20 protein-coding genes are annotated in these 23,969 nt (G+C 72.0%); 10 read left to right on the forward strand and 10 right to left on the reverse strand.

Translation table 11 applies throughout. From position 1 onward, the window contains the following. Window positions 1–1,347: 1,347 nt before the first annotated feature. The 4 genes from OHU35_RS30710 to OHU35_RS30725 are packed head-to-tail and all read right to left on the reverse strand — an operon-like array spanning window position 1,348 to window position 4,122. Window positions 1,348–1,506 (reverse strand): DUF6760 family protein, encoded by a 159-nt coding sequence (locus tag OHU35_RS30710; protein ID WP_189728064.1) that lies wholly within the window; start codon window positions 1,504–1,506, stop codon window positions 1,348–1,350. Continuing rightward, window positions 1,503–2,024 carry a hypothetical protein gene (locus tag OHU35_RS30715; protein ID WP_189728066.1) on the reverse strand — a complete coding sequence of 174 codons (522 nt, stop codon included), beginning with the start codon at window positions 2,022–2,024 and terminating at the stop codon, window positions 1,503–1,505. The genes OHU35_RS30710 and OHU35_RS30715 overlap by 4 nt, the downstream gene beginning before the upstream one ends. Next, window positions 2,024–2,467, reverse strand: coding sequence for a phage tail protein (locus tag OHU35_RS30720; RefSeq protein ID WP_189728071.1), 444 nt, complete (start codon window positions 2,465–2,467; stop codon window positions 2,024–2,026). The genes OHU35_RS30715 and OHU35_RS30720 overlap by 1 nt, the downstream gene beginning before the upstream one ends. Before the next feature lie 56 nt (window positions 2,468–2,523). Beyond that, window positions 2,524–4,122 (reverse strand): phage tail sheath subtilisin-like domain-containing protein, encoded by a 1,599-nt coding sequence (locus OHU35_RS30725; protein WP_189728073.1) that lies wholly within the window; start codon window positions 4,120–4,122, stop codon window positions 2,524–2,526. Between the two features lie 269 nt (window positions 4,123–4,391). Here OHU35_RS30725 and OHU35_RS30730 point away from each other — a divergent pair, with 269 nt between their 5' ends. After that, window positions 4,392–5,789 carry an RICIN domain-containing protein gene (locus OHU35_RS30730; protein WP_189728076.1) on the forward strand — a complete coding sequence of 466 codons (1,398 nt, stop codon included), beginning with the start codon at window positions 4,392–4,394 and terminating at the stop codon, window positions 5,787–5,789. 12 nt (window positions 5,790–5,801) lie between these two features. On the opposite strand, the gene OHU35_RS30735 is transcribed toward OHU35_RS30730, so the two are convergent. The 3 genes from OHU35_RS30735 to OHU35_RS30745 form a co-directional block, all read right to left on the reverse strand. Next, window positions 5,802–7,805: an ATP-binding protein gene (locus OHU35_RS30735; RefSeq protein ID WP_189728078.1), complete on the reverse strand. Its 2,004-nt coding sequence runs from the start codon at window positions 7,803–7,805 to the stop codon at window positions 5,802–5,804. After that, the gene (locus OHU35_RS30740) at window positions 7,802–8,494 is read right to left on the reverse strand and encodes a DUF4255 domain-containing protein (RefSeq protein WP_189728080.1); all 693 of its coding nucleotides are present in this window, start codon (window positions 8,492–8,494) and stop codon (window positions 7,802–7,804) included. The genes OHU35_RS30735 and OHU35_RS30740 overlap by 4 nt, the downstream gene beginning before the upstream one ends. A gap of 144 nt (window positions 8,495–8,638) precedes the next feature. Next, the gene (locus tag OHU35_RS30745) at window positions 8,639–9,307 is read right to left on the reverse strand and encodes a response regulator transcription factor (RefSeq protein ID WP_189728082.1); all 669 of its coding nucleotides are present in this window, start codon (window positions 9,305–9,307) and stop codon (window positions 8,639–8,641) included. A 297-nt stretch (window positions 9,308–9,604) separates the two neighbouring features. Between OHU35_RS30745 and OHU35_RS30750 the strand changes: the two genes are divergently transcribed. Both OHU35_RS30750 and OHU35_RS30755 read left to right on the forward strand, forming a co-directional pair. Next, complete coding sequence (locus OHU35_RS30750; protein ID WP_233878725.1) at window positions 9,605–12,409, forward strand: AAA family ATPase; 2,805 nt, start codon at window positions 9,605–9,607, stop codon at window positions 12,407–12,409. A 193-nt stretch (window positions 12,410–12,602) separates the two neighbouring features. Next, window positions 12,603–14,246 (forward strand): RNA polymerase sigma factor, encoded by a 1,644-nt coding sequence (locus tag OHU35_RS30755; RefSeq protein ID WP_189728086.1) that lies wholly within the window; start codon window positions 12,603–12,605, stop codon window positions 14,244–14,246. On the opposite strand, the gene OHU35_RS30760 is transcribed toward OHU35_RS30755, so the two are convergent. Further along, window positions 14,191–14,916, reverse strand: coding sequence for a glycerophosphodiester phosphodiesterase (locus tag OHU35_RS30760; RefSeq protein WP_189728088.1), 726 nt, complete (start codon window positions 14,914–14,916; stop codon window positions 14,191–14,193). The two genes, OHU35_RS30755 and OHU35_RS30760, sit on opposite strands and share 56 nt — an antisense overlap. Next, complete coding sequence (locus tag OHU35_RS30765) at window positions 14,913–16,031, reverse strand: adenosine deaminase (RefSeq protein WP_189728239.1); 1,119 nt, start codon at window positions 16,029–16,031, stop codon at window positions 14,913–14,915. The genes OHU35_RS30760 and OHU35_RS30765 overlap by 4 nt, the downstream gene beginning before the upstream one ends. Window positions 16,032–16,217: 186 nt before the next feature. On the opposite strand from OHU35_RS30765, the gene OHU35_RS30770 reads away from it, so the two are divergent. Together OHU35_RS30770 and OHU35_RS30775 are read left to right on the forward strand one after the other, a co-directional pair. Continuing rightward, window positions 16,218–16,871, forward strand: a complete 654-nt coding sequence (locus OHU35_RS30770) for a DUF4190 domain-containing protein (protein WP_189728090.1) — start codon at window positions 16,218–16,220, stop codon at window positions 16,869–16,871. Between the two features lie 69 nt (window positions 16,872–16,940). After that, window positions 16,941–17,405, forward strand: coding sequence for a DUF4190 domain-containing protein (locus OHU35_RS30775; RefSeq protein ID WP_189728092.1), 465 nt, complete (start codon window positions 16,941–16,943; stop codon window positions 17,403–17,405). Between the two features lie 68 nt (window positions 17,406–17,473). On the opposite strand, the gene OHU35_RS30780 is transcribed toward OHU35_RS30775, so the two are convergent. Beyond that, complete coding sequence (locus OHU35_RS30780; protein ID WP_189728094.1) at window positions 17,474–18,043, reverse strand: NADAR family protein; 570 nt, start codon at window positions 18,041–18,043, stop codon at window positions 17,474–17,476. Between the two features lie 199 nt (window positions 18,044–18,242). Here OHU35_RS30780 and OHU35_RS30785 point away from each other — a divergent pair, with 199 nt between their 5' ends. The 5 genes from OHU35_RS30785 to OHU35_RS30805 are packed head-to-tail and all read left to right on the forward strand — an operon-like array spanning window position 18,243 to window position 23,962. Further along, the gene (locus tag OHU35_RS30785) at window positions 18,243–19,778 is read left to right on the forward strand and encodes a gamma-aminobutyraldehyde dehydrogenase (protein WP_189728096.1); all 1,536 of its coding nucleotides are present in this window, start codon (window positions 18,243–18,245) and stop codon (window positions 19,776–19,778) included. Window positions 19,779–19,834: 56 nt separating this feature from the next. Beyond that, window positions 19,835–21,082: a spermidine/putrescine ABC transporter substrate-binding protein gene (locus OHU35_RS30790; RefSeq protein ID WP_189728098.1), complete on the forward strand. Its 1,248-nt coding sequence runs from the start codon at window positions 19,835–19,837 to the stop codon at window positions 21,080–21,082. A gap of 5 nt (window positions 21,083–21,087) precedes the next feature. After that, window positions 21,088–22,233: an ABC transporter ATP-binding protein gene (locus tag OHU35_RS30795; protein WP_405507576.1), complete on the forward strand. Its 1,146-nt coding sequence runs from the start codon at window positions 21,088–21,090 to the stop codon at window positions 22,231–22,233. Next, window positions 22,233–23,162 carry an ABC transporter permease gene (locus tag OHU35_RS30800; protein WP_189728102.1) on the forward strand — a complete coding sequence of 310 codons (930 nt, stop codon included), beginning with the start codon at window positions 22,233–22,235 and terminating at the stop codon, window positions 23,160–23,162. The genes OHU35_RS30795 and OHU35_RS30800 overlap by 1 nt, the downstream gene beginning before the upstream one ends. After that, on the forward strand, window positions 23,162–23,962 hold the full coding sequence (locus OHU35_RS30805) for an ABC transporter permease (RefSeq protein WP_189728104.1): 801 nt from the start codon (window positions 23,162–23,164) through the stop codon (window positions 23,960–23,962). The genes OHU35_RS30800 and OHU35_RS30805 overlap by 1 nt, the downstream gene beginning before the upstream one ends. The last annotated feature ends 7 nt before the right edge of the window (window positions 23,963–23,969 follow it).

A 23,969-nucleotide genomic window follows, 5' to 3' on the forward strand; every position in this document is an offset into this window, starting at 1 on the left:
GGGCGGGCGGCTTGCCGGAACGGGCGTCACGTGGAGGCCAGGAACGGGGAGTGGTGCGGCGACCTGCTCCCGGACGGGCGGCGGTATCGGGGACACCACGGGAACTGCCGGAGCAGCCGTAGTGACGGGAGTGGTCGAACGGGCGGTCGCAGCACGTGCCGACCCCGCCGGCACCGATCCGCCACCCGACGGTGCGGAGCCGCCCGTACCCAGCCGCTGGACCACGCGCGCACGCGTACCGGCAGCCCTCGCGACCCCGCCGGCCTCCGCGCCGGCGGCAGGTCCCGGGGTCATGCCGGCTTCCGCGCCGCCCCCGACACGCTCCGAGCCCCCGGAAACCTTCGTCGAGGCCCCGGCACTCTTCGATGGCCCGGGAGTCATCGAAGGCTGGGGAACCGTTGAGGCCCTGGCACTCTTCGATGCCCCGGGCGTCTCCGAGGCCTGGGGAACCGTTGAGCTCCTGGCACTCTTCGATGCCCCGGGAGTCTCTGAGACCCCGGCACCCATCGATGCCCCGGGGCCCTCAGAGGCCTGGGGAAGCGTTGAGCCCCCGGCCCCCTTCGATGCCCCGGGAGCCGCCGAGCCGCCGGGCACCTTCGAGCCCCTGGCACCCTTCAGAGCCCCGGGAGTCCCAGAGCCTCCGGGAGTCCCAGAGCCTCCGGGAGTCCCAGAGCCCCGGGAAACCATCGAACCCCCGGAAACCCCCGAAACCCCGGACCTCTCCGAGCCCCAAGGCGCCCCCGAGCCCTCCGAAACTCCGGCCACACCCCCAGCCCCGGCGGTACCGGCACTGCCACTGCCACCTGCACTGCCACCGGTCCCGGCACCGGCCCCGGCACGGGACCCCGTCGGCCCCACCGCCCTCGCCGGAATCTCCCGCAACGGCACCGCCGGTGCCCGATGCACCACCGGTTCCGAGCCGGTCAACGGCAAAGCTCCCGTGGGGCGTTCGAGGCCGAACACCGGTCGGCCCGATGTCGGGTGCGAGAGGTCGCCGAGCAGGGTGCGTGACTGCCCGTTCAGGACCGCGGGCGACGCCGTGCCCGCGAACGACGGGTTCTGCCACGTCGGCAGGCGCCCGCCGAACCCCGCGTCCGCGACCCCGGCCTCCTGCCCGGAGGCCAGGGCCCGCTGGATCGACGGCAGCCTCGACCAGGCGGCGCTCACCACGGGGCCGGCACCGGCACCGGTGCCCGCACCCGTACGCGCGGAAGCACCGTCGGCCGGTACCGCCCCTTCCGACGCCCCGGGAGACGCCTCGGGAGACGCCTCGGCGGCGGCGACCCGGTCGCCGCCGTCAAGCCCGCCGTCCCGCCGCCCCCGCAACCGGTCCAGGAACCCCATGCCTCAGTCCTCCGCCCCGGCCCGCGTGACCAGGGACGCGATCTCGGCCGTGTAGCGGCGGCGGTCGCGGTGTTCCAGGTCCAGGATGTCGTCCATGCTCCAGTGGAAGTGGTAGGCGACGTACGCGATCTCCTCGTGCAGCCGGTCGGTCGCGTACGTCACGATTCCCCCAGGCGGCTCCCGCCGAGTTCCACCTCGAAGGGCTCCGCGCAGTGCGGGCACTCCACAGCCGCGCGGGTGTGGCCCTCCGCGTTGATCTGGCGGTAGAAGTCCTGCAGAAAGGCGAGGTCCGAGGCGAACATGTTCTCCACGGTCCCGTCGTGCACCGTCGGCAGCGTGCCGAGCCGGGTGATCACCCGGCCGAGCAGCACCACCGACAGGAACGCCGGGTTCTCCTGCACCCGCACGTCCCGCAGCGGCACGAGTTCGTCCCGGGCCGTCGACAGGCGCATCACGCCGTCGCGGTGGACGGTGCCCGACTCGTCGACGTATCCGCGCGGCAGCTGGAAGGGGAACTCGGTGCGCAGTTCGTACTGTTGCTGCGGCGGGGCCTGCGCCGGGACCGGGGCGGCAGGCGGGGCCTGCATCGGCCCCGGCCCGGGTGCCGCTTCCGGCGCCGGCGCCGCGTCGGCGCCGGAGTACATCACCGCGCCGCCGGCCCTGGCAGCCGTACGCCGCATTACTCGATGTCCAGTTCTTCGAACACGATGGTGACGGTCTCGGTGAGCGCCGACGCCTCGCCCGCCTTCACGGTGCTCGTGTCGATCTTGCTGCACCACGCGTTGCGCATGTTGTAGCGCTTCACGGGGTTGCTCTGGTAGTCCATCATGATGATGGACGCGTTCTTGCGGGCCGTGCTCATCTGGCCGGTGATCGACTGGTTGATCCACTCGGTGAACGCGGCCGACTGGGTCATACCGCGGACGACCGTGCAGGTCCCGTTCTTCTTCACGCCCGGCAGGTTCACGACCTTGTTCTGGCCGTTCTGGGTGTTCTGCTGGTACGTGATGACGTCCTGCTCCATGGACAGGCCGCTGACCTCGGCGAGGTACTCGACCATGACGCCGTCGATCTGCAGCCCGAAATTGTGTGAGGTGAGGGAGTCACCCGGCGAAAGGCTCATGTGCTGTCCGCTGTCCTTCTAGAGGGTCTTGGTTGAGGGGAGGCGCGCGGCCGGGTCTACTCCTCCAGCTCCCCGCCTCCGCTGGAGAACTGGGCCAGCCGGAAGATCACGAACTCGGCGGGCTTCACCGGGGCGATGCCGATCTCGCAGACCACCCGGCCGACGTCGACCGACTCCGGCGGGTTCGTCTCGTCGTCACACTTGACGTAGTACGCCTCTTCGGGGCGCTGGCCGAACAGGGCGCCGTCGCGCCACTCGTTGACCAGGAACGCCGAGATGTTGCGCCGGATCCGCGCCCACAGGTTGTGGTCGTTCGGCTCGAACACCACCCACTGGGTGCCGATCAGGATCGACTCCTCCAGGTAGTTGAAGTACCGGCGGATGTTGAGGTAGCGCCAGGCCGGGTCGGAGGAGAGGGTGCGGGCGCCCCAGACGCGGATGCCGCGGCCGGGGAAGGCGCGGATGCAGTTGACGCCGATCGGGTTGAGCAGGTCCTGCTCGCCGCGGGTGATCTGGAGTTCGAGGTCCACGGCGCCGCGGACGACCTCGTTGGCGGGGGCCTTGTGGACGCCGCGCTCGGAGTCGTTGCGGGCCCAGACGCCGGCGACATGGCCGCTCGGCGGCACCAGCCGGGCGTGACCGGTGGCCGGGTCGAAGGTCTTGATCCAGGGGTAGTACAGGGCCGCGTACTTGGAGTCGTAGCCGGCGGTCTCCTGGCGCCAGACCCGGATCTGGCGGGCGTTCATGCCCGGCGGCGGGTCGATCACGGCGACCCGGTCACCCATCAGCTCGCAGTGCGCGATCAGCCCGAGCTGGACCGCCTTGACGGCCTCCAGATCGATCGCGCCGCGCTGGTAGGCGGCCATCAGGTCGGGGACGGCCACCATGGAGACCTCGTCCACGGCCTCCAGGCCGCCGAAGCCGGTGCGGTCGGCGGAGTCACCGAGGTACTGGGCCGGGCCCGGGTGCGAGGCGTCCGCGTTCCCGGTGGAGGCTGCGGGGGCGGCGGGCGCGGGCGCCGGGGCCGCGAGGGCCACCGTCTGGTTGTCCGGGCGGGCCAGCTGCGCGGCCGGCGCGGCCTCGGTGACGGTGATGAGCTTGGAGCGCTCCTTGACCTGCGTGACGACGTAGTTGCGGCCGCCCTTCTTGGCGGTCACGTCGAACGTCTCGACCGGCTTGTCACCGTCCTTGACGATGAGCTTGAACCGCTCGGCGGGACCCTCGCCCTCGGGGTCCGCGACCTCCACGCTCAGGTCGCCCTGCGCCACGGCCGTGACGGCGAAGGTGCCGAGCTGCTTCGGCTCGCCCGCGGGCAGTGCGGCCGGGGCGTTGCCGGAACGGCCGGTGACGGCGGCGGGGCCCTGGTCGGCCTCGACGGGAGCGCCCTCGGAGGAGCCCCCCACGCGGACGACGTACGCGGCGGAACCGCCGTTGTTGAAGAAGCCGTAGACGGAGTGCGCGAGGTAGTACCCGTCGGTGAACTCACCGAAGGCCGCGACGTACTGCGTCCAGTTGGTGACCAGTGTCGGCTCGTTCAGCGGTCCGGTCGGCGCGAGTCCGACGAAGGCCGCCACCGAGGTCCCCACCCCCTCGATCGGGCGCGAGCCGCTGGCCACCTCCTCGACGTAGACGCCGGGCGACAGGTAGGACGGCATGCTCTGCTCTCCTCGGGGTACGAGACACGAACAGCTCTCACCCTCGCGCGCGCCGGGCCGGTGCGGAAACGGCCTCCGGTGCCGAAGCGGGGGCAATCCGGTTGCCCGCAAGGGCAGTTCCGAAGGCGGCCGCGGCCGCAGTTCATCCTGACGGCGACCGGCGCACCGGCGCCCCGGACCTGACGGCCCCGCGCAGTGGCCCGTTCGGCCCTCTCATCGTGCCCCTAAGCTTCCTGACGTGCCGTGGGCACCCCGGCTAGCGTCGCGACGTGAGCCTGTGGACATCTCTGGAACCCGCCTCCGCGACCGTCGACCCGGGCAGCAGCACGCGCGTGCGCCTGCGCCTGCGCAACACCGGTGACGTCGTCGACGAGTACCGCTTCGAACCGGTCGGCCCCGTCGCCCCCTGGACGACGGTCGAGCCGGCGTCCCTGCGCCTCTACCCCGGCACGACCGGCACGGTGGAGCTGACGTTCGCGCCGCCGCGTACGCCGGACGCCACGGCGGGCCCGAACCCGTACGCGGTGCGGATCACGCCGACCGAGCATCCCGAGGCGACGACCGTCCCCGAGGGGAACCTGACCATCACGCCGTTCACCGAGGTGCGGGCGGAGCTGGTGCCGCCCACGGTCAAGGGGCGGTTCCGGGGACGGCCCCGGCTCGCCGTCGACAACGTGGGCAACACCAAGCTGACCGCGTCCCTGAGCGGCAGCGACAACGGCGACGAGCTGTCGTTCGACATCCACCCGGCCAATGTGCAGATCGAGCCGGGCCGGGCGACGTTCGTCAAGACCACGCTCAAGCCCAAGAACATCATCTGGTTCGGGTCGAAGGAACAGCGGCCCTACACCCTCGCCGTGCAGCGGTCCGGCGCCACGGCGATGCCCGTGGAGGGGACGTTCGTCCAGCGCGGGTTCCTGCCGGGCTGGCTGGCGACCCTCTTCGGGATCCTGTTCGCCCTCGCGTTCACCTTCCTGATCCTGTGGCTCACCTATAAGCCCTCGGTCATCACCAAGGCCGACGCGTCGCCCGTCGGCGCCGGCAGCACCCTCGCGCCGTCCCCGACACCCACCCCGTCCCTGACCTCGGCGCCGCCCCCGTCGCCGACGCCGCAGGAGTCGGAGGCCGGCGGGGAGCAGGGCGGCGGGGGTGCCGCACCGCCGCCGCCCGCCAAGAAGAAGCCGAAGCCCGTGGTGCCGGCGATGAACGTCCTGCTGTACAACCCCACCACCAAGAAGTGCGCGGCCGCCGTCGAGAACAAGGCCGACGGGCCGGTCAAGCAGTTCACCTGCGACGAGACCCAGCAGGACAACCAGCGGTGGAACCTGGAGGTGAAGTACGCGAACAAGGGGCCGGGCGGTCACGCGCTGTTCCAGATCCGCAACGTCAAGGACCAGCTCTGCATGGACCTGCCGAACTTCGGGGCGGCCCCCGTGCCGTCCGGGATCACCGAGTACACCTGCGCCGGCACGATGCAGGACAACCAGCTGTGGTGGATCGACAAGCAGGAGAGCGGGGCCTACTGGATCCGCAACTACGCCAGCAACAGCAAGTGCCTGGACGTGTCCGGCTACAGCACCGGCGGTGACGGCAGCAACCTCACCCTGTTCCACTGCTCCAACACGGACGACCAGGAGTGGAAGATCGTCCAGCCCTCGGACGGCTGACGGCCCGGCCGGCTACCAGGTGCCTTCCCCCGGCACCAGGCGGCCGGCCTTGCGGTACTCGCGGCGGGCGCCCTCCAGCAGGTCGTCCGCCGTGACTCCGCCCCCGCGCCCGGCGGCCAGGTAGGCGGCGGTCACCACCGCGCTGCGGATGGAGCCGCCCGCCAGCTCGAAGCCGCTCGCCACCGCGTCGAGCGCGATGCCGTCCGCGCCGGGCACGTGCGACAGGCTGTGCCGCCACAGCGCGAGGCGCTGCCCGGCGTCCGGGAACGGGAAGTCGACGATCAGGTCCAGGCGCCGGGTGAAGGCCTCGTCGATGTTGGCGCGCAGGTTGGTGGTGAGGAGCGCGATGCCGTCGAAGGACTCCAGCCGCTGGAGCAGGTAGGCGCTCTCCAGGTTGGCGTACCGGTCGTGCGCGTCCTTCACCTCGGACCGCTTGCCGAAGACGGCGTCGGCCTCGTCGAAGAGGAGCACCGCGTCGGTGCGGTCGGCCTCGGTGAAGATGCGTTCCAGGTTCTTCTCGGTCTCGCCGACGTACTTGTCGACGATGGACGACAGCTGGACGACGTAGAGATCGAGTCCGAGGTCGGCCGCGACGACCTCCGCCGAGAGTGTCTTGCCGGTGCCGGACTCGCCGGCGAACAGGCCGAGGACGCCCCGGCCCCGGCCGCCGCCCGCGCTGAGCCGCCAGTCGCCGAGGACCTGGTCGCGGTGGCGGGCGCGCAGGGCGAGTTCCCGCAGCTGGGTCAGGGGCCCGTCGGGCAGGACGAGGTCCCGCCAGTCCACGTCGGGCCGGATCCGGCGGGCATGCTGCTCCAGGCCGGAGGCGGACTGCTGCCGGGCGGCGAGGCGCAGATGGGCGGGGGAGAGCGGGGTCCCGTCGAAGTCGGCGAGGCTCCGGGCCGCACGGGCGGCACGCGTGATGTGCTCACCGGCCAGGTGGTACGGGGCGACGGTGGCGGCCAGGTCGAAGCCGGGTTCCCCGCCGAGGGCGGCCGACCAGGCGTCCACCGCGCCCGCGCGCCGTGCGGGCGCCTCCAGGACGAGGGGATCCTGGTCGCACCACTGAGGGTCGTACGGGCGGGACCCGGTCACCAGCACGGGGACGTCGACCGCCGTGGCCAACTCCCGGAACAGCGCCGCCGGTTGCTCCGGCAGCCCCGTGACGACGACCGCGCGGTCACTCAGCCGGGCCTCCCGCAGCAGGTCCGGGACGCGGTCCTCGGGACCCGTGAACCGCACGGCCTCGACACCCGCGGCGCGCAGGGCGGCGGTGACACAGGGCAGCCCGTCGCCCTCACGGCGCTCGCGCAGATACACGGTGAGCGGCGGACCGGAGCCCAGCCGGGCGGCCAGCCGCTGGGCGATCCGGTCGGCCTCGTCGTCCGAACCGGGGGCTCGGAGGTCCGTGCCGGGCTCCGGTGCGGGCAGCGCCTGCAGATGCCCGGTGAGTGACGCGTCGGGGGTGTCGTCGCCGAGCAGGTGGGCCACGAGACGGTCCGGTACGCGCAGGGCGCGGCTGAGGAACGGCCGTTCGGGTTCCTCCACGGTGAGCAGCCCGAGCGCGGACAGCGGGGCCGCGGGATGCAGCCGGGCCCGCCCCTCGGCCAGGTGGACGGGGATCCCGCACAGGTCGAGGGCGAGCGCGACGGTGGCCCGCCGGCGGCTGACGTCGTCGTTGAGGTAGCCGTACAGCGGCTCGAAGCCGCGGTCCAGGTCGGGGGCGAGGGCGATGAGGAGCAGCGCGGTGTCGAGCTCGGTCAGGGAGAGCCGGGCGGAGAGGCCTGCCAGGCGGTCACCGGGCGGCCCTTCGGCGTCGGGGAGGGTGAGCGGCAACGGCTCGGCCGGGCGCAGCAGATGCCGTACGGCCTCCTCCGACAGGTACAGGCCGCGCAGCGGGTCGCCGGCCGTGGGGTCGCCGGCGGACCGGTGTTCCACCAGCAGGGCGGCCCGGTCCCGCAGTTCGGCGAGGCGGGCGAGGAGCGCGGTGGCGGGGATGTCGGTCGTCCGAGTGGTCATGTCGTGCGGTCCAGCCCCCGGCCCCGGCGCGCCGTCCTGCGGGCCTCCCGTGCCTCCTGGGCCGCCGCCACCTGCCGTGCGCTGTGCGCGCGTTCCTCCGTCTCCGGCGGTGTGCCGTCCACCGTGCGGACACGGACCGCGACGCCCTCGGTGACGGGCGGACCGGCGTCGTACTCGGGGTAGGCCGGGAAGGGAGCGGTGATCACGAGGTCGAGGGACGGCTTGAGTTCGCCGCCGAGCGCGGACCAGATCTCCGCGAGGGAACGCGACTCGGTCTGGGTGCCGGCCACGGACATCGGGATCGTCATGCCCAACGCGCCGAGGGAACCCGGTAGTTCGGAGGGGCCGATCAGCTCGCGCGGGATCAGCGTGGCCAGTACTGCGGACAGTAGCCGGTGTTCGTCCTGGGGCTGTTTCGTCCACGCCGTCACCAGGTACGACAGCCGGAACCAGCGGGGCGGCTGCCGGTGCTTGACGATGAAGTCCCGTTCGTCGTGGATCGGGACATGGCCGCGCTGGCGGCGGGCGACGTCCTCCCGGATGTCGTACAGATAGGCGTTGATCGTGGGCGCGTTGCGGCGGGCGGCCCAGTCGCGGGTGGGGGCGTCGAGCGCGACGTCGATGCCGGAACCGGCCAGTGCGCCGCCGCTGAGCAGGTTCTTGAGAACCTCGTCCACTTCGTGGATCACCGATGTGCTCCCGTTCCCGCCCTGCTGTGCTGTGCGCCGCCGTATCCGATCCTGCCTTCCGCCCCGCCCGGCCCGCAGGGACGCCGGGGACGGCGGCCGGGCAGAACGCGCTGCCCGTGGGGTCGGCTTCGGATGCCCGTTCGGTCAGATGTAACCTTCCCGCAGGGCATGGGCCACGGCGTGGGCCCGGTTACGCAGGTGCAGTCGGGTGGTCAGCCCGTGCATCACGTTCTTGACGGTGCGTTCGGAGTAGGACAGCTTGCTGGCGATCTCACCGGTGTCGAGTCCTTCGGACACCAGCCGCAGTACGTCCACCTCACGGGGTGTCATCCCCGAGGCCGGAGCGCCGGTGCGGCCGGCGGCGCCGCGATGCAGGGTGCCCACCTGGTTGATCAGCCGGCCGAGCAGATCGGCGGGCAGGTCGCCGTCGCCCCGGGCGGCCGCGAGTACGGCCTGCACGAGCCGGGTCGCGGTGGCCTCGCGGCGCCACACGATGGCACCGACCCCGCACTCGATCACGTCGAGCAGCTCCGCCTCCCTCAGCGCGGACACCACGAGCACCGCCCGCGCGCCCTCGCTGCGCACCAGCCGGCGCAGCCGGGTCAGGGCCGTGTCGTCGAGGACGTCGTCGATGAGCAGGGCCACCGTGCCGGGGCCGGACTCGGTCTCGTCCCGCAGGTCGATCTCCGGGAACCGGCGCAGCTGGCTGAGCGCTCCCTCGCGCGATATCGGGTCCGTGGCGTGCACCGCCACGGGTATCCGGGACGCGGGATCGGCCGTGCCGGGGCGTGTGGTCCGCGATGAGCTGAGCAACCGTTTCCCCTATGTCCACGTACGCGCCACCTCGGTGGAGTCGGTGGCGGATGTGCACTCCTCACCCTTCTGGGGCGGACGGTGCGAACGCAATCGTGGATCACCACGAGACGCACCACGAGATCGGCCCCGCGCCGACCACGAGACCGCCGACGGCCGCACAGCAGCCGTGAGGTGACGGCCCGTCCGGTTCCACCGGGGCCGGAACTCGCCGCCGTGGCACTTGTCACGGCACCAGCCCCGGGCGCAGGCCGTCCTCGACGGGGGAAGACGCCACGTCCGACCAGGGAGGCAGGAATGCCCGATCCTCAGCCCGAGCAGCTGCGGCGTGCGCGGCCGGCCGAACACCGGGAGGCCGCTGCCCTGCTGGCGGCCGGCATCGCACGCGCCCGGTCCGGGACGGGCGGCCTCGTGCTGCTGCGCGGAGCCACCGGCACCGGCCGGACCAGCGTCCTGGAGGCGGCCGCCGAGGCCGCCGCAGCCCAGGGCATGCGGGTGCTGCGCGCCCGCTGCTCGCAAGGCTGGGCGGCCGCGCCCTTCGCAGCCGTGCTCCAACTCCTCGGACCCGTACCGGGCTCGGGGCAGACCGACCCGGCCGGCGACGAACACGAGCAGGCCGTCCTGCTCCGGCATGCGCTGCGCTCGTACGCCGGTGAGTCCCCGCTGCTGCTCGCCGTGGACGACGTCCACCTCGCCGACGGCCCCTCCTACCGCTGGCTGGTGGAGGCCGCCCGGCACGTGGACCGATTACCCCTGCCGATCCTGCTGGCCGTCACCGAACGCAGTCAGTACGACATCGATCCGCCGTCCCCGGGCTTCACCCACACCCTCTCTCCCGCCCTCGTCGACACCCACACCCTGTCCCCGCTCACCCCGGACTCGGCGGCCGGCCTGGTCCGCGCGCAGCACCCGAAGGCCCCCACGGCATGGGTCGAGAGCTGTGTCCGGGCCGGCGCGGGCAGCCCCCTGCTGCTGAGGGCCCTCCTGGACGACCTCAACGCCTCCGCCGGGTACGCGACCGACGTCCCGCTCCCGTACCCCGACCTTCCCGAGGCCTCCGCCGCTCTGTACCAGGGCTCCTATGTGGCCGCCGTGCAGTGGTGGCTGGACAGTGCCGGGAACGGCACGGCGGAGGTGGCTCGGGCTCTCGCCGTGCTCGAGGAGGGAAGGGAGCGGGCCGCAGGGGGAGCGGGCGGAGGCGAAGCGCAGGCCGGTCTGCTCGGGGAGCTCACGGGTGCCGATCCGGCCCGGGTGGCGGGCTGGCTCACCGCGATGACCGGGCTCGGCCTGCTGCGCCCCGGCCCGGACGGACTGCCCCGCTACGCCCATCCGCTGCTGAGGGACGCCGTACTCACCGGCGTCCCCGCGGCCCGGCGGCGCGCGGTGCACCGGACCGCCGCCGAGGCGATGCTGCATCGCGGTGCCCCCACCGCGGCGGTGGCACGGCACCTGCTGCGGTCCGGCCCCGTGGGTGCCGACTGGGCCCCGGCCGTGCTGCGGGACGCCGCCTCCCTCGCGCTGCGCGACGGCCGCTCCGACGACGCCGTCGCGTTCCTGCGCAGGGCCCTGGAGGAGCCGCTGCCCGACGACCACCGGCAGCGGGTGCTGACCGAGCTGGGCTCCCTGGAGTGCGCGGGCCGGGACTCCTCGGCCGGCATCCCCCGGCTCACCGAGGCACTGGGGCTGCACGGCACACCGCAGGACCGGGTGCGTGCCGCCGTGGCCCTCGGCACGGCGCTGGCCGGACGCGGCCGGGCCCGCGCCGCCGTCGAGGTACTGCGCACGGTGGACGGCCAGCTCACCGGACACCCCGACCTGGGCGGTGCCCTGGAGACCGCGTCCGCCCTGCTGTCCGACCAGGACCAGACGGTCCGCAGCGACGTGTACCGCCGCCTGTCCGAGACCGCCGAGCGCTCACCCGAACTCGTAGGACCGGCGACGCGGGCGTTGCTCGTCCGGTACGCGGCCAGCGCCGCACTGACCTCGGCGGGTGACGCCATGCGGCAGGTGCGCGCGCTGCTCGCCGAGCCGGCCCATCCGCTGACCGAGCCCTTCCTGCTCGGCACGTCCGCCGCGGTCGCCCAGTGGGCCGACGAACTCGACGAGGCCGACCGCCTCGTGGACCGCGGCCTGGCCGGACAGCGCCCCGACCTGCTGCACCCCATGCACGCGGCACTGCTCAACACGCGGGCCGACATCGCCGCCGCGCGCGGCGAGTACACGCTGCTGCCCGCCGAACCCCCCACCCACGCCCACGGCCCCTCCAACGTGCACGCCACCACCCTGATCGCACTCGTGGAGACCGGCCGCACCGCCGAGGCCCGGCGGCTCGCGGACGGCTTCGACCTGCGCGAGGCGCCCGACAACTGGGAGCTGAACCGCTTCCTGTACGCCCGGGGCGCGCAGCGCGCCGCCGCGGGCGACACGGCCGGGGCCCTGCACGACTTCCTGGAGTGCGGCCGCCGCCAGAGTGCCCGCGAGGTGGTCAGCCCGGTCGTCACCCCGTGGCGCTCCGCCGCCGCCGAATGCCGGCTGGCCCTCGGCAGCCCCCAGGAGGCGCTCGCCCTGGCCGAGGAGGAGCTGCGGCTGGCCCGGGTGTGGGGCACGCCCCGCACGGTCGGCCGCGCCCTCAGGGTGCTCGGCACGGTCACCGGCGGCCGCCGGGGCCTGCGCCTGGCCGAGGAGGCCGTCGCCCTCCTCGCGGACGCGCCGGCCGCCACGGAGGGGGAGCTGGTGGCCGCGCTCCTCGCGCAGGGCCGGCAGCTGACCGCCGCGGGCGAACGCGTCCGCGCCCGGGCCTGTCTGCGGACCGCCGCGGAACGCGCCGAGCGCCTGGGCGCGGTGCGGCTGCGGACCCTGGCGGAGGAGGCCCTGCGCGAGGGCGGGGCCCGCCGCGCCGCCACCGCCCGCACCGGCTCCGGCGCCCTCACCGGGAGCGAGCTGCGCATCGCCCGGCTCGCGGCCGGCGGCCGTACGAACGCCGAGATCGCCGGCCTCCTCCACCTCGCCCGGCGCACCGTGGAGACCCATCTGACCAGCACGTACAAGAAGCTGGGCATACGGCGGAGAGGTGAGCTGGGGCAGGCGCTGAGCAAGGACTGACCCCGCGGAGCGAAGCTCTCGGCGCCAGGACCCGGTGCCGAGGCTCGGCGCAAAAAAGTGTTATCGCCTCGCCCTTCACGCCGTCTCCACCTTGTGATCCCCGACATAGCGGGGACCCCGGGACCTGCTGAGAGGGTGCGTGCGGAACATCAGCGATCCGGACATCAGTGATCCCAGGCGTCGAGAGGCCACCGTGGACAGTCAGCACTGGCGCGCCACCGTCACGGCGGCGCAGGACGGCGACCGGCAGGCGCTGGACGAGCTGGTCGCGGGCTGGCTGCCGCTGGTCTACAACATCGTGGGCCGGGCCCTGAACGGCCACGCCGACGTCGACGACGTCGTCCAGGAGACCATGCTGCGCGCGGTCGGCAACCTCGGCTCCCTGCGCGACCCGGACAGCTTCCGGTCCTGGCTGGTGGCGATCGCCATGCGGCAGATACGGGACCGCGCGCGTCGCAGGACCCCGGACCGGCTGCAGGAGACGGCCTCCTCCGACTTCGCCGAACTGACCGTGCTGCGGCTCCAGTTGGATGGCCAGCGGCGCGAGGTCGCCGAGGCGGCGCGATGGCTCGACGACGAGGACCGGCAACTGCTGTCGCTGTGGTGGCTGGAGGTCGCGGGCGAACTGACCCGGCGCGAACTGGCCGCCGCCGTCGGCATCACCCGGCAGCACGCCGCCGTGCGCGTCCAGCGGATGAAGGAGCGCCTGGAGACCTCGCGCGGCATCGTCCGCGCCCTGGACGGCGCCTGTGCCGACCTGCGCGAGCTGACCGGCCGCTGGAACGGCCGGCCCGACTCGGTGTGGCGCAAACGGCTGGCCCGCCACATCCGCGGCTGCGGCTACTGCGGCGACACCCGCGCGTCCGTCGTACCGGCGGAACGCCTCCTGGTCGGCATCGCGCTCGTCCCGCTGCCCGTCGGGTTCACCCTGTCGCTCGCCTTCGGCGGCAAGACGGCCGTGGCCGCGGGCACCGCAGGCTCCGTCGGCTGGTCGGCCAAGCTGCTCGGCGCCCTCACCAAGCCTGCCGTCGCGATGACCGCCGGCGCGACCATCGTCGCGGGCGGCGCCTACGTCGTCACCCAGCCGCCGGACGCCCCGCCGCCCCGGGCCGCGGTCACCCCCACGGCCACGGCCACCACGCCCGGACCACCCCCACCGTCCTCCGCGCCGCCCGCCCCGAAGCCCACGCCGACGAAGAAGGCCGACCTCTACGGCACGGTCGTCGACGCCGTGGACCGCGCACCCGACCCGAACACCCGGCCCGCCGCCCTGCCGCGCCGCCCCGAGGCCGGCATCACCAGCACCGGCGGCCCGAAGGCCGTCATGCAGCACCGGGGCGACAGCGTGACGCTGAGCGGCCGGGGCTATGTCCTGGTCCGCTGGCAGATCTCGCCCAAGTCCCGGCCCGGCGCGCTGGTCATGCCCTCCTGGACCGGCCTGAAGGGCAAGCTCTTCCACGTGGCCTCCGGCGGCTGGCGCCGGTTGGACGACCCACTGGCCGGCGCCCCGGACGGCTACGCCACCGGCATGGGCGGGCCCGCCATCGGATACGCCGAACTGCCGTCAGGCACCCAGCAGATGTGGCAGAACGAGTACTTCTGGGTCGACGGCACCGTCACCCTCACCCAGAACGAACGGGGCTGCGACTACGGCCTGACCGTCTTCCCGTCGAACCGGCAGGCCGTGGAGGAGGACATCAACGCCGGTCCCGCCCAGGGCGCCCTCCGCTACGGCCTCGTCCGCGACACCGGCACGGACAGCGCGCCGGTGCCGCAGTACGTCACCCGCTCGACCCCGGCCGATCCGGCGACGGTGGCGCAGCGCTCGCGCGTGTAGCGCACAGCTCGTCGACGCGGTTGGTCGTGATCGAGTCCACCCCGGCGGCCAGGAGCCGTCGCATGGAGCGGCGGGTGTCGGGGGTCCACACGGACAGCAGGTACCCGTCGCGGTGCACCTGCTCGGCGAGGGGCCGGTCCACCAGGGAGAAGCGGTAGTTGAGCCAGCGCGGGCGGATCGCCTCCAGCAGGCCCGGCCGGGGCGGGGCCAGGGTCGTCCAGGTGAGGGCGATCTCCGCGTCCGGGTCCGCCGCGCGTACGGCGAGCATGGTCTCGGCGCCCGCGCAGTAGTACACGCGGTCCGCCGCCCCGGCCTCCCGTACGGCGTCCATGACCCGGCGCACCGCCCGCACGCCGGGCGAGCCGGGCAGGTCGATCATCACCCGGTGCCCGTCGGTCGCGGCCAGCGCCTCCGCCAGGGACGGCACCCCGCCGCCGGTCAGCCCGCGCACCTCCTCCCAGGACAGCGCGCGCACCGGCCGCTCCTGCTCCCACAGGCGCTTCAGCGTCTCGTCGTGCAGCAGCACCGGCACGCCGTCCCGGGTCAGGCGTACGTCGATCTCCACCGCGTCCGCGCCCCGTCGAAGCGCGGAACGCAGCGAGGCGACGGTGTTCTCGCGGTGCCGGTAGGGGTCGCCACGGTGGCCGACGGCGAGGGGAACAGGGGTCACCGGTCGAGCCACCCCGCGGTGTACGTGTCGATCTCGCCCTTGATCCGGGCCTTGCCCGCCGCGTCCAGGAACGACACGTCGACGGCGTTCTTCGCCAGCTCGGCCAGGCCCCGCTCGTCGAGGCCGAGCAGCCGGGCGGCCACCGCGTACTCGTTGTCGAGGTCGGTGCCGAACATCGGCGGGTCGTCGGAGTTGATCGTGACGACGACCCCGGCCTCGACGAACTCCTTGATCGGGTGCTCGTCGAGGGTGGCGACCGCGCGCGTGGCGATGTTGGACGTCGGGCACACCTCCAGCGCGATCCCGTGCTCGGCGAGGTGCGCGAGGAGCTTCGGGTCCTGCGCGGAGCTGGTGCCGTGGCCGATGCGCTCGGCCCGCAGATGCGTGAGGGCGTCCCACACCGTCTCCGGGCCGGTGGTCTCACCGGCGTGCGGTACGGAGTGCAGCCCGGCCGCTATCGCCCGGTCGAAGTACGGCTTGAACTGCGGACGCGGCACGCCGACTTCGGGCCCGCCCAGGCCGAAGGAGACCAGGCCCTCCGGGCGCAGCCGGTCGTCGGTGGCGAGCCGGGTCGTCTCCTCGGCGGCCTCCAGACCGGCCTCGCCGGGGATGTCGAAGCACCAGCGCAGCACGGTCCCGAACTCGGACTCGGCGGCCTTGCGGGCGTCCTCGATCGCGTCCATGAAGGCACGCTCGTCGATGCCGCGGCGGGTGGAGGAGAACGGCGTGATGGTCAGCTCGGCGTACCGCACCTGCTGCCGTGCCAGGTCACGGGCCACCTCGTAGGTGAGCAGCCGGACGTCCTCCGGGGTGCGGATCAGATCGACGACCGACAGGTACACCTCGATGAAGTGGGCGAAGTCGGTGAAGCTGAAGTAGTCGACCAGGGCCGCGGGATCGGTCGGCACCTTGGAGTCGGGATGCCGGGCGGCCAGCTCGGACACGATCCGGGGAGAGGCGGAACCCACGTGGTGCACATGCAGTTCGGCCTTGGGCAGTTCCGCGATGAACGCCGCGAGATCGCGCGGGGCGCGGGGGTCGACAAGATGCTGGGTCAAGGGTTCCTCCCCGGAACGGCGCCCCGGCCGGCACGAGGCGGGCGGGGCGCGGGTGATCGGCTGATCGATGACTCGGATTCATCGTATGCGGTAGGTGCAGCGCCCCTTCTTTTCAGGGGCGCGGGGCGGTATCGATATGCGGCTCCGCCGCGTGGGCGCGATCAACCCCCACGCACCCGCACGATGGCACGCACCGAACTGCCCCGTAGCATGACGGCACGAACGATCCCGGGGGGATACACGATGACGGACGCGACGCAGCCAGACGGAAACAGCCACGACCCGTGGGCGCCTCCGGAGAGCAAGACCTCACTCGACAAGAACCAGACGCCTCAGCCGCCCTCCGTGCACGACCAGGCCACGGTCACCTCGATGCCGGGCTTCACCCCGCCCACCGGCACACCGCAGTTCGACAACACCGGCTCCGGCCCCACCGTCCCACCCCCGCCCGCCGCCCCCGGCGGCTACGGTTACCCCGGCTACCCGCAGACGGGCTCGGGCTACCCCCAGACGGGCTCCGGCTACCCCCAGGCCGGCTACGGCTGGCCCGGCATGCCCCCGGCCCCCCAGAACGGCATGGGCATAGCGGCGATGGTGCTCGGCATCGTCTCCTGCACGCTGTTCTGCCTCTACGGCATCGTCTCCCTCGTCACCGGCATCCTCGCCGTGGTCTTCGGCATCAAGGGCCGCAAGCGGGCCGAGGCGGGAGTCGCCACCAACCACGGCCAGGCCCAGGCGGGTCTGATCATGGGCATCATCGGGATCATCCTCGGCATCACGGTGATCGTCCTGATCGCCGTCGGCATCACGGCCGCGATCAACAGCGACACCTCGTCCGACGACGACCCGTACTACGGCGCCCGCGGCCCCGTGGCCACCGCCCCGTCCCACCGCTGAAACACCCGTCCTCCTCGGCGGACTTGGCTACTACGATGCCTTGGTCTGACAACGGAGGGGAGATCGTCCATGTCCAACACCAACCCCACACCCGGTGGGTTCGGTCCGCCGTCCCAGCCCCCGCAGCAGCCGGCCCCCGGCTACGGCTATCCGCAGCAGTCCGGCCCGGGCTACGGCTACCCCCAGGGCAGCCCCGGCTACCCGGCCGCGCCGCCCGTGGGCTACCCGCAGGCGCCCGGCTACGCGATGCCCGCGCAGCCGAGCAACGGCATGGGAACCACCGGACTGGTGCTGGGCATCATCGGCGTGGTGTGCAGCGTGACCTTCCTGCTGTGGTTCTTCGGCGTGATCCTGGGCATCCTCGCGATCATCTTCGGCGCCATCGGCCGGGGTAGGGCCACCCGTGGTGAGGCCACCAACAAGGGCGCGGCGACCGCCGGCCTGGTCTGCGGCATCATCGCGACCGTGATCCTGCCGCTGCTGGGGTTCCTGCTCTTCGCCAGCATCATGGGCGGACTCGGCGCGGCGAGCTGAAACCGCTGCTCACAGGGGGCCGGTCCCCAGGACCGGCCCCTCTCTCATGCCCTCACTCATGCCCGCACTCAGACCCCGCGCAGCCGCTCCCGCGCCGCCATCAGCGCGAACCCCAGCAGGTTGGGCCCCCGCCACCGCTCCGGATCCGACGCCGCCTCGTCGTCCGCGGCCAGCCCGATGCCCCACACCCGGTCCACGGGGCTGGCCTCGACCAGCACCCTCTCGCCCGTGTTCAGCAGGAACTCCCGCAGCCCGGGATGCGCGGCGAACTTGTGGACGCTGCCGTCGACGACGATCCGGAACCGCTCCCGCTCCCACAGCGCCTCGTCGAAACCGCGCACCAGCCGCCCGGCCTTCTTCGCCTCGGCGGGATGCCCTGCGGCCAGCACGGCACGCTCCGCCGCCGCGTCCCCGAACAGCCGGGCCTTGCCCGCCATCATCCAGTGCTCGGCCGTCGCGTACTCCACGCCGGCCACCGTGAACGGCGCGGGCCACCACTGGCTCAGACAGCTCGCCCCGATCGTGCCGTCCGGCCGCGGCCGGTGTCCCCAGAAGTGCAGATACCTGATCCTCGCCCCGCCCCGGGACGCCCTGATCAGGGCCTCCCGGGAGACGACCGCCCCCGTGATCTTCTCCATGCACGCGAGTCTGGCACGCACCACTGACACACCGTCCCGCCTTTTCGCGGCGGACTCGACACCTGGTCGACAGATTCCGTCGCGTAACCAAAAATCAACAACGGAATCACTTGTTGGTGTGTCATTGCTCTGCCAGGATCGGCACTCAAATCGAGCCTGAGCCACGCCGGCCCCACCAGGGGACACGGAGGAGAGCGACATGCACAACCCGGGCAACGCCACCCCGGACCGATTTCCGGCCGCGGAGCGCTTCGCGGAGGGCGCGCAGTTCATCGCGGGCCGTCTGACCAGGGGCACCTCCGGCCGTACCCACGCGGTCGTCGACCCGGCGTCGGGCGAGGAGGTCCTCCGCTACGAACTGGCCGGCACGGCCGACGTCGACCGGGCCGTCGCCGCGGCCCGCGAGGCCTTCCCCGGCTGGGCGGGGGCCACGCCCGGCGAGCGTTCCGACGCCCTGCACCGGTTCGCCGCGGTCCTGGCCGACCGGGCCGAGGACTTCGCCCGCGCCGAGTCGCTGCAGTGCGGCAAGCCGCTGAAGCTGTCCCGCGAGTTCGACGTCCCCGGGACCATCGACAACACCGCCTTCTTCGCCGGTGCCGCACGGCATCTCCAGGGGCAGTCCGCCGGTGAGTACTCCGGCGACCACACGTCGTACGTCCGGCGTGAGCCCATCGGTGTCGTCGGGTCGATCGCGCCCTGGAACTATCCCCTCCAGATGGCCGCCTGGAAGGTCCTCCCGGCGATCGCGGCGGGCAACACCATCGTCCTGAAGCCCGCCGAGCTCACCCCGCTGACCTCGCTGCTCTTCGCCCAGGCGGCGACGGACGCGGGGATCCCGGACGGTGTGATCAACATCGTCACGGGCACCGGCAGGGAGGCCGGTGAGCACCTCGTCGGCCACCCCGACGTGGCCATGACCTCCTTCACCGGCTCCACCGCCGTCGGCAAGCGCGTCGCGGAGATCGCCACCGCCACCGTCAAGCGCCTCCATCTGGAGCTCGGCGGCAAGGCGCCCTTCGTGGTGTTCGACGACGCCGACCCGGAGGCCGCCGCCCACGGCGCGGTCGCGGGCGCGCTCATCAACACCGGGCAGGACTGCACGGCCGCCACGCGCGCGTATGTGCAGCGGCCGCTGTACGAGGCCTTCGTGCAGCGGACCGCCGCGCTCATGGAGAGCGTCCGGCTCGGCGATCCCTTCGCCCCCGGCACCGACCTCGGACCGCTGATCTCGCACGTCCAGCGGGACCGGGTCGCCGGCTTCGTCGACCGGGCGCGTGCCTACGCGCGCGTGGTGACCGGCGGAGAGGCACCGGAAGGCGAGCTGGCCAAGGGCGCCTACTACCGGCCGACCCTCATCGCCGACGCCGCCCAGGACAGCGAGGTCGTCCAGTCCGAGATCTTCGGTCCGGTCCTGGTCGTGCTGCCCTTCGACACCGACGACGAGGGCATCGCGCTCGCCAACGACACGCCGTACGGGCTGGCGGCCTCCGCCTGGAGCCGGGACGTGTACCGGGCCAACCGGGCCACGCGCGAGATCAAGGCGGGCTGTGTCTGGGTCAACGACCACATCCCGATCATCAGTGAGATGCCGCACGGCGGTCACAAGTCCTCCGGCTACGGCAAGGACATGTCCGCGTACTCGTTCGAGGAGTACACCCAGATCAAGCACGTCATGTTCGACAACACCGCGGTGGCGGCCAAGGACTGGCACCGCACCGTCTTCGGGGACCGATAGCCGCACTCAGGCCGCCCGACCCGCGGCCGCCCACCCTCCGAAAGGGCACCACGCGCATGGAGCAGTACGAGCCCGACCGCCTGTCCCCGGCCCAAGTGGCCGCCATGCGGCGCAGCTTCAGGAACGGCAGGGCCGCCCTCACCCGGCGGTCCCTGCTCCGCGCCTCCGCCGGCGGGGCGCTCGCGGCCGGCGGACTCGGGACGCTGAGCGCCTGCGGCATCCCGGCGGCGGGCCAGTCGCAGGGCGGCGTCTCGGCGCAGGACCACTCGGCCAAGGAGAAGACCGTCTCCTTCTCCAACTGGACCGAGTACATGGACGTCGACGACAGCGGCAAGCACCACCCGACGCTGGAGCAGTTCACCGAGCGCACCGGCATCAAGGTCAAGTACACCGAGGACATCAACGACAACAACGAGTTCTTCGGCAAGATCAAGCCGCAGCTCGCCGCGGGCCAGGACACCGGCCGCGACCTGATCGTCCTCACCGACTGGCTGGCCGGACGGCTCATCCGCCTGGGCTGGGCGCAGAAGCTCGACCCGAGCAACCTGCCGCACGCCTACGCCAACCTGTCGGCCCAGTTCCGCAGCCCCGACTGGGACCCGGGCCGCGCCTACTCGTACGTCTGGCAGGGCATCTCCACCGTCATCGCGTACAACAAGAAGGCCCTCGACGGCGTCGAGGTGAAGTCGCTCTCCGACCTGCTCGACAACCCCAAGCTCAAGGGGCGTGTGGGCTTCCTCTCGGAGATGCGCGACAGCATCGGCATGACGCTGCTCGACATGGGCAAGGACCCGGCGGACTTCACCGCCGACGACTACGACGCGGCCATCGCCCGGCTCCAGAAGGCCGTCGACAAGGGCCAGATCCGCCGCTTCACCGGCAACGACTACACCTCGGACCTGACCAGCGGCGACTTCGCGGCCTGCGTCGCCTGGGCCGGGGACGTCGTCCAGCTCAAGGCGGACAGCCCCGACATCGACTTCCTCATTCCGGACAGCGGGTACGTGACGTCGACCGACAACCTGCTGATCCCCAACAAGGCCCGTCACAAGACGAACGCCGAGCGGCTCATCGACTTCTACTACGAGCCCGAACAGGCCGCCGAACTCGCCGCGTACATCAACTACGTGTGCCCCGTCGACGGGGTGAAGGCCGAGCTGGAGAAGATCGACAAGGACGCGGCGAACAACCCGCTGATCATCCCCGACAAGGCCATGGCCGCGAAGTCCCACGCCTTCCGCTCGCTGAGCTCGAAGGAAGAGACCGAGTTCGAAGCGAAGTTCGCGAAGCTGACGGGGGCGTGACCACCATGACGAACAAGACAGACCCCACCGGCGAAGTCCGCCTCGAGGGCATAGCCAAGACCTACGGCGCCTTCACCGCCGTCCACCCGCTCGACCTGACCGTGCCGCAGGGCTCCTTCTTCGCCCTGCTCGGCGCGTCCGGCTGCGGCAAGACCACCACCCTGCGCATGATCGCCGGCCTGGAGGAACCTTCCTCCGGGACCGTGTCGCTGGGCGACCAGGACGTGACGGCGCTCCCGCCGTACAAGCGGCCGGTGAACACGGTCTTCCAGTCGTACGCCCTCTTCCCGCACCTCGACATCTACGAGAACGTCGCCTTCGGTCTGCGCCGGCGCGGCGTCAAGTCGGTGAAGAAGCAGGTCGGGGAGATGCTCGACCTCGTGCAGCTCGGCGAGCAGGCCCGTAAGAAGCCGCACCAGCTCTCCGGCGGCCAGCAGCAGCGCGTCGCCGTGGCCCGCGCGCTGATCAACCACCCCAAGGTGCTGCTGCTCGACGAGCCGCTCGGCGCCCTCGACCTCAAGCTGCGCCGCCAGATGCAGCTGGAGCTCAAGCGCATCCAGACCGAGGTCGGCATCACCTTCGTGCACGTCACGCACGACCAGGAGGAGGCCATGACCATGGCCGACACGGTCGCCGTGATGAACGCGGGCCGCGTGGAGCAACTGGGCGCGCCCACCGACCTCTACGAGAACCCGCGCACCACGTTCGTCGCCAACTTCCTCGGCACCTCGAACTTCATCGAGGCCGAGGTCGACTCCAAGAGCGGGGAGGAGATCGTGCTGAAGGCGGGCGGCGGCAAGCTCGTCCTGCCCGGGGCCCGGTGCGGAGCGCCCGTGACGGCCGGCGGAAAGGTGCTGGTCGGGGTCCGCCCGGAGAAGATCTCCCTCACCCACGCGGACGACGCCGGCGAGATACCCGAGGGCCGCAACCGCATCACCGGCCGGATCGCCGACTCCAGCTTCATCGGCGTCTCGACGCAGTACGTCGTCGACAGCCCGGTCTGTTCCGACTTCGAGGTCTACGCCCAGAACATCGACCGCGACCCCCGGCTGGTGCCCGGCGCCGAGGTCGTCCTGCACTGGAACCCGGCCCACACCTTCGGCCTGGACGCCAACCAGGACGCCGACGCCGGAGTGGAAGAGGCGGCCTGATGTCCACACTCACCGAGGCGCCACCGCCCCTCGCACCGGAAGCCCCCGAGCCGAAACCCCCGAAGCGCAGGGGCCGCTGGACGCCGTACTGGCTGCTGCTCCCCGGCATCCTCTGGCTGCTGGTCTTCTTCGCGCTGCCGATGATCTACCAGGCCTCTACGTCCGTACAGACGGGCTCCCTGGAGGAGGGCTACAAGGTCACCTGGCACTTCGCCACGTACTGGGACGCGCTGTCCGCGTACTGGCCGCAGTTCACCAGGTCGGTGCTCTACGCCGGCACCGCCACGATCCTGTGCCTGCTGCTCGGCTACCCGCTCGCGTATCTGATCGCCTTCCGCGCGGGCCGCTGGCGGAACCTGATCATGATCCTGGTGATCGCGCCGTTCTTCACCAGCTTCCTGATCCGCACCCTGGCCTGGAAGACGATCCTCGCGGACGGCGGCCCGCTGGTCGGCGCGCTCGACACGCTGCACGTCCTGGACGTCACCAACTGGCTCGGCTGGACCGCCGGCGACCGCGTCCTGGCCACGCCGCTCGCCGTGGTGTGCGGTCTGACGTACAACTTCCTGCCGTTCATGATCCTGCCGCTCTACACCTCGCTGGAGCGCATCGACGGCCGGCTGCACGAGGCCGCGGGCGATCTGTACGCCCGGCCCTGGACGACCTTCCGCAAGGTCACCTTCCCGCTGTCGATGCCGGGTGTCGTCTCCGGCACGCTGCTCACCTTCATCCCGGCGACCGGCGACTACGTCAACGCCGACCTTCTCGGCTCCACGGACACCCGCATGGTCGGAAACGTCATCCAGACGCAGTTCCTGAGGGTGCTGGACTATCCGACGGCGGCCGCACTCTCCTTCATTCTCATGGCGGCCATTCTGCTCATGGTCACCCTCTACATCCGCAGGTCGGGGACGGAGGATCTGGTCTAATGCCCTTCGTCAACTGGCTCAAGAGAAATCTCGTCGTCATCGCGGGACTGCTGACACTCGGCTATCTCCTGCTGCCCAACGTCATCGTGACGGTGTTCTCCTTCAACAAACCGAAGGGGCGCTTCAATTACGAATGGCAGCGGTTCTCCCTGGACGCCTGGAAGGACCCGTGCGGGGTCTCCGACCTGTGCGGCTCGCTGTCGCTCAGCCTCCAGATCGCGGTATGGGCGACGCTCGGTGCCACCCTCCTCGGCACCCTGATCGCCTTCGCGCTGGTCCGCTACCGGTTCCGCGCCCGCGGTGCCGTGAACTCGCTGATCTTCCTGCCGATGGCGATGCCCGAGGTCGTCATGGCCGCCTCGCTGCTCACCCTGTTCCTCAACATGGGCGCCCGGCTGGGCTTCTGGACGATCCTCATCGCACACATCATGTTCTGCCTGAGTTTCGTGGTCACGGCCGTGAAAGCACGCGTCATGTCGATGGATCCAAAACTGGAGGAGGCGGCACGGGACCTGTACGCGGGCCCGGTGCAGACCTTCGTGCGGGTCACCCTGCCGATAGCCGCCCCCGGAATCGCGGCGGGCGCTCTGCTCGCCTTCGCCCTCTCCTTCGACGACTTCATCATCACCAATTTCAACGCCGGCTCGACCGTCACCTTCCCCATGTTCGTCTGGGGCTCGGCGCAGCGTGGAACGCCCGTTCAGATCAATGTCATCGGCACGACCATGTTCGTCGTCGCCGTACTGTTCGTTCTGGCTTCCATGGCCGTCGGAAATCGCCGCAACAGGCAAAAGGCATAACCGTAGG

This window comes from Streptomyces purpurascens (assembly GCF_045040895.1).
Taxonomy (GTDB): domain Bacteria; phylum Actinomycetota; class Actinomycetes; order Streptomycetales; family Streptomycetaceae; genus Streptomyces; species Streptomyces purpurascens.

Bases quoted from the DNA above. Each gene is read 5' to 3' on its own strand.
- OHU35_RS30775 (WP_189728092.1), top strand. From the start codon at position 16,941: ATGTCCAACACCAACCCCACACCCGGTGGGTTCGGTCCGCCGTCCCAG.
- OHU35_RS30750 (WP_233878725.1), top strand. From the start codon at position 9,605: ATGCCCGATCCTCAGCCCGAGCAGCTGCGGCGTGCGCGGCCGGCCGAA.
- OHU35_RS30720 (WP_189728071.1), bottom strand. From the start codon at position 2,467: ATGAGCCTTTCGCCGGGTGACTCCCTCACCTCACACAATTTCGGGCTG.
- OHU35_RS30780 (WP_189728094.1), bottom strand. From the start codon at position 18,043: ATGGAGAAGATCACGGGGGCGGTCGTCTCCCGGGAGGCCCTGATCAGG.
- OHU35_RS30770 (WP_189728090.1), top strand. From the start codon at position 16,218: ATGACGGACGCGACGCAGCCAGACGGAAACAGCCACGACCCGTGGGCG.
- OHU35_RS30725 (WP_189728073.1), bottom strand. From the start codon at position 4,122: ATGCCGTCCTACCTGTCGCCCGGCGTCTACGTCGAGGAGGTGGCCAGC.
- OHU35_RS30785 (WP_189728096.1), top strand. From the start codon at position 18,243: ATGCACAACCCGGGCAACGCCACCCCGGACCGATTTCCGGCCGCGGAG.
- OHU35_RS30805 (WP_189728104.1), top strand. From the start codon at position 23,162: ATGCCCTTCGTCAACTGGCTCAAGAGAAATCTCGTCGTCATCGCGGGA.
- OHU35_RS30795 (WP_405507576.1), top strand. From the start codon at position 21,088: ATGACGAACAAGACAGACCCCACCGGCGAAGTCCGCCTCGAGGGCATA.
- OHU35_RS30800 (WP_189728102.1), top strand. From the start codon at position 22,233: ATGTCCACACTCACCGAGGCGCCACCGCCCCTCGCACCGGAAGCCCCC.
- OHU35_RS30715 (WP_189728066.1), bottom strand. From the start codon at position 2,024: ATGCGGCGTACGGCTGCCAGGGCCGGCGGCGCGGTGATGTACTCCGGC.
- OHU35_RS30735 (WP_189728078.1), bottom strand. From the start codon at position 7,805: ATGACCACTCGGACGACCGACATCCCCGCCACCGCGCTCCTCGCCCGC.
- OHU35_RS30790 (WP_189728098.1), top strand. From the start codon at position 19,835: ATGGAGCAGTACGAGCCCGACCGCCTGTCCCCGGCCCAAGTGGCCGCC.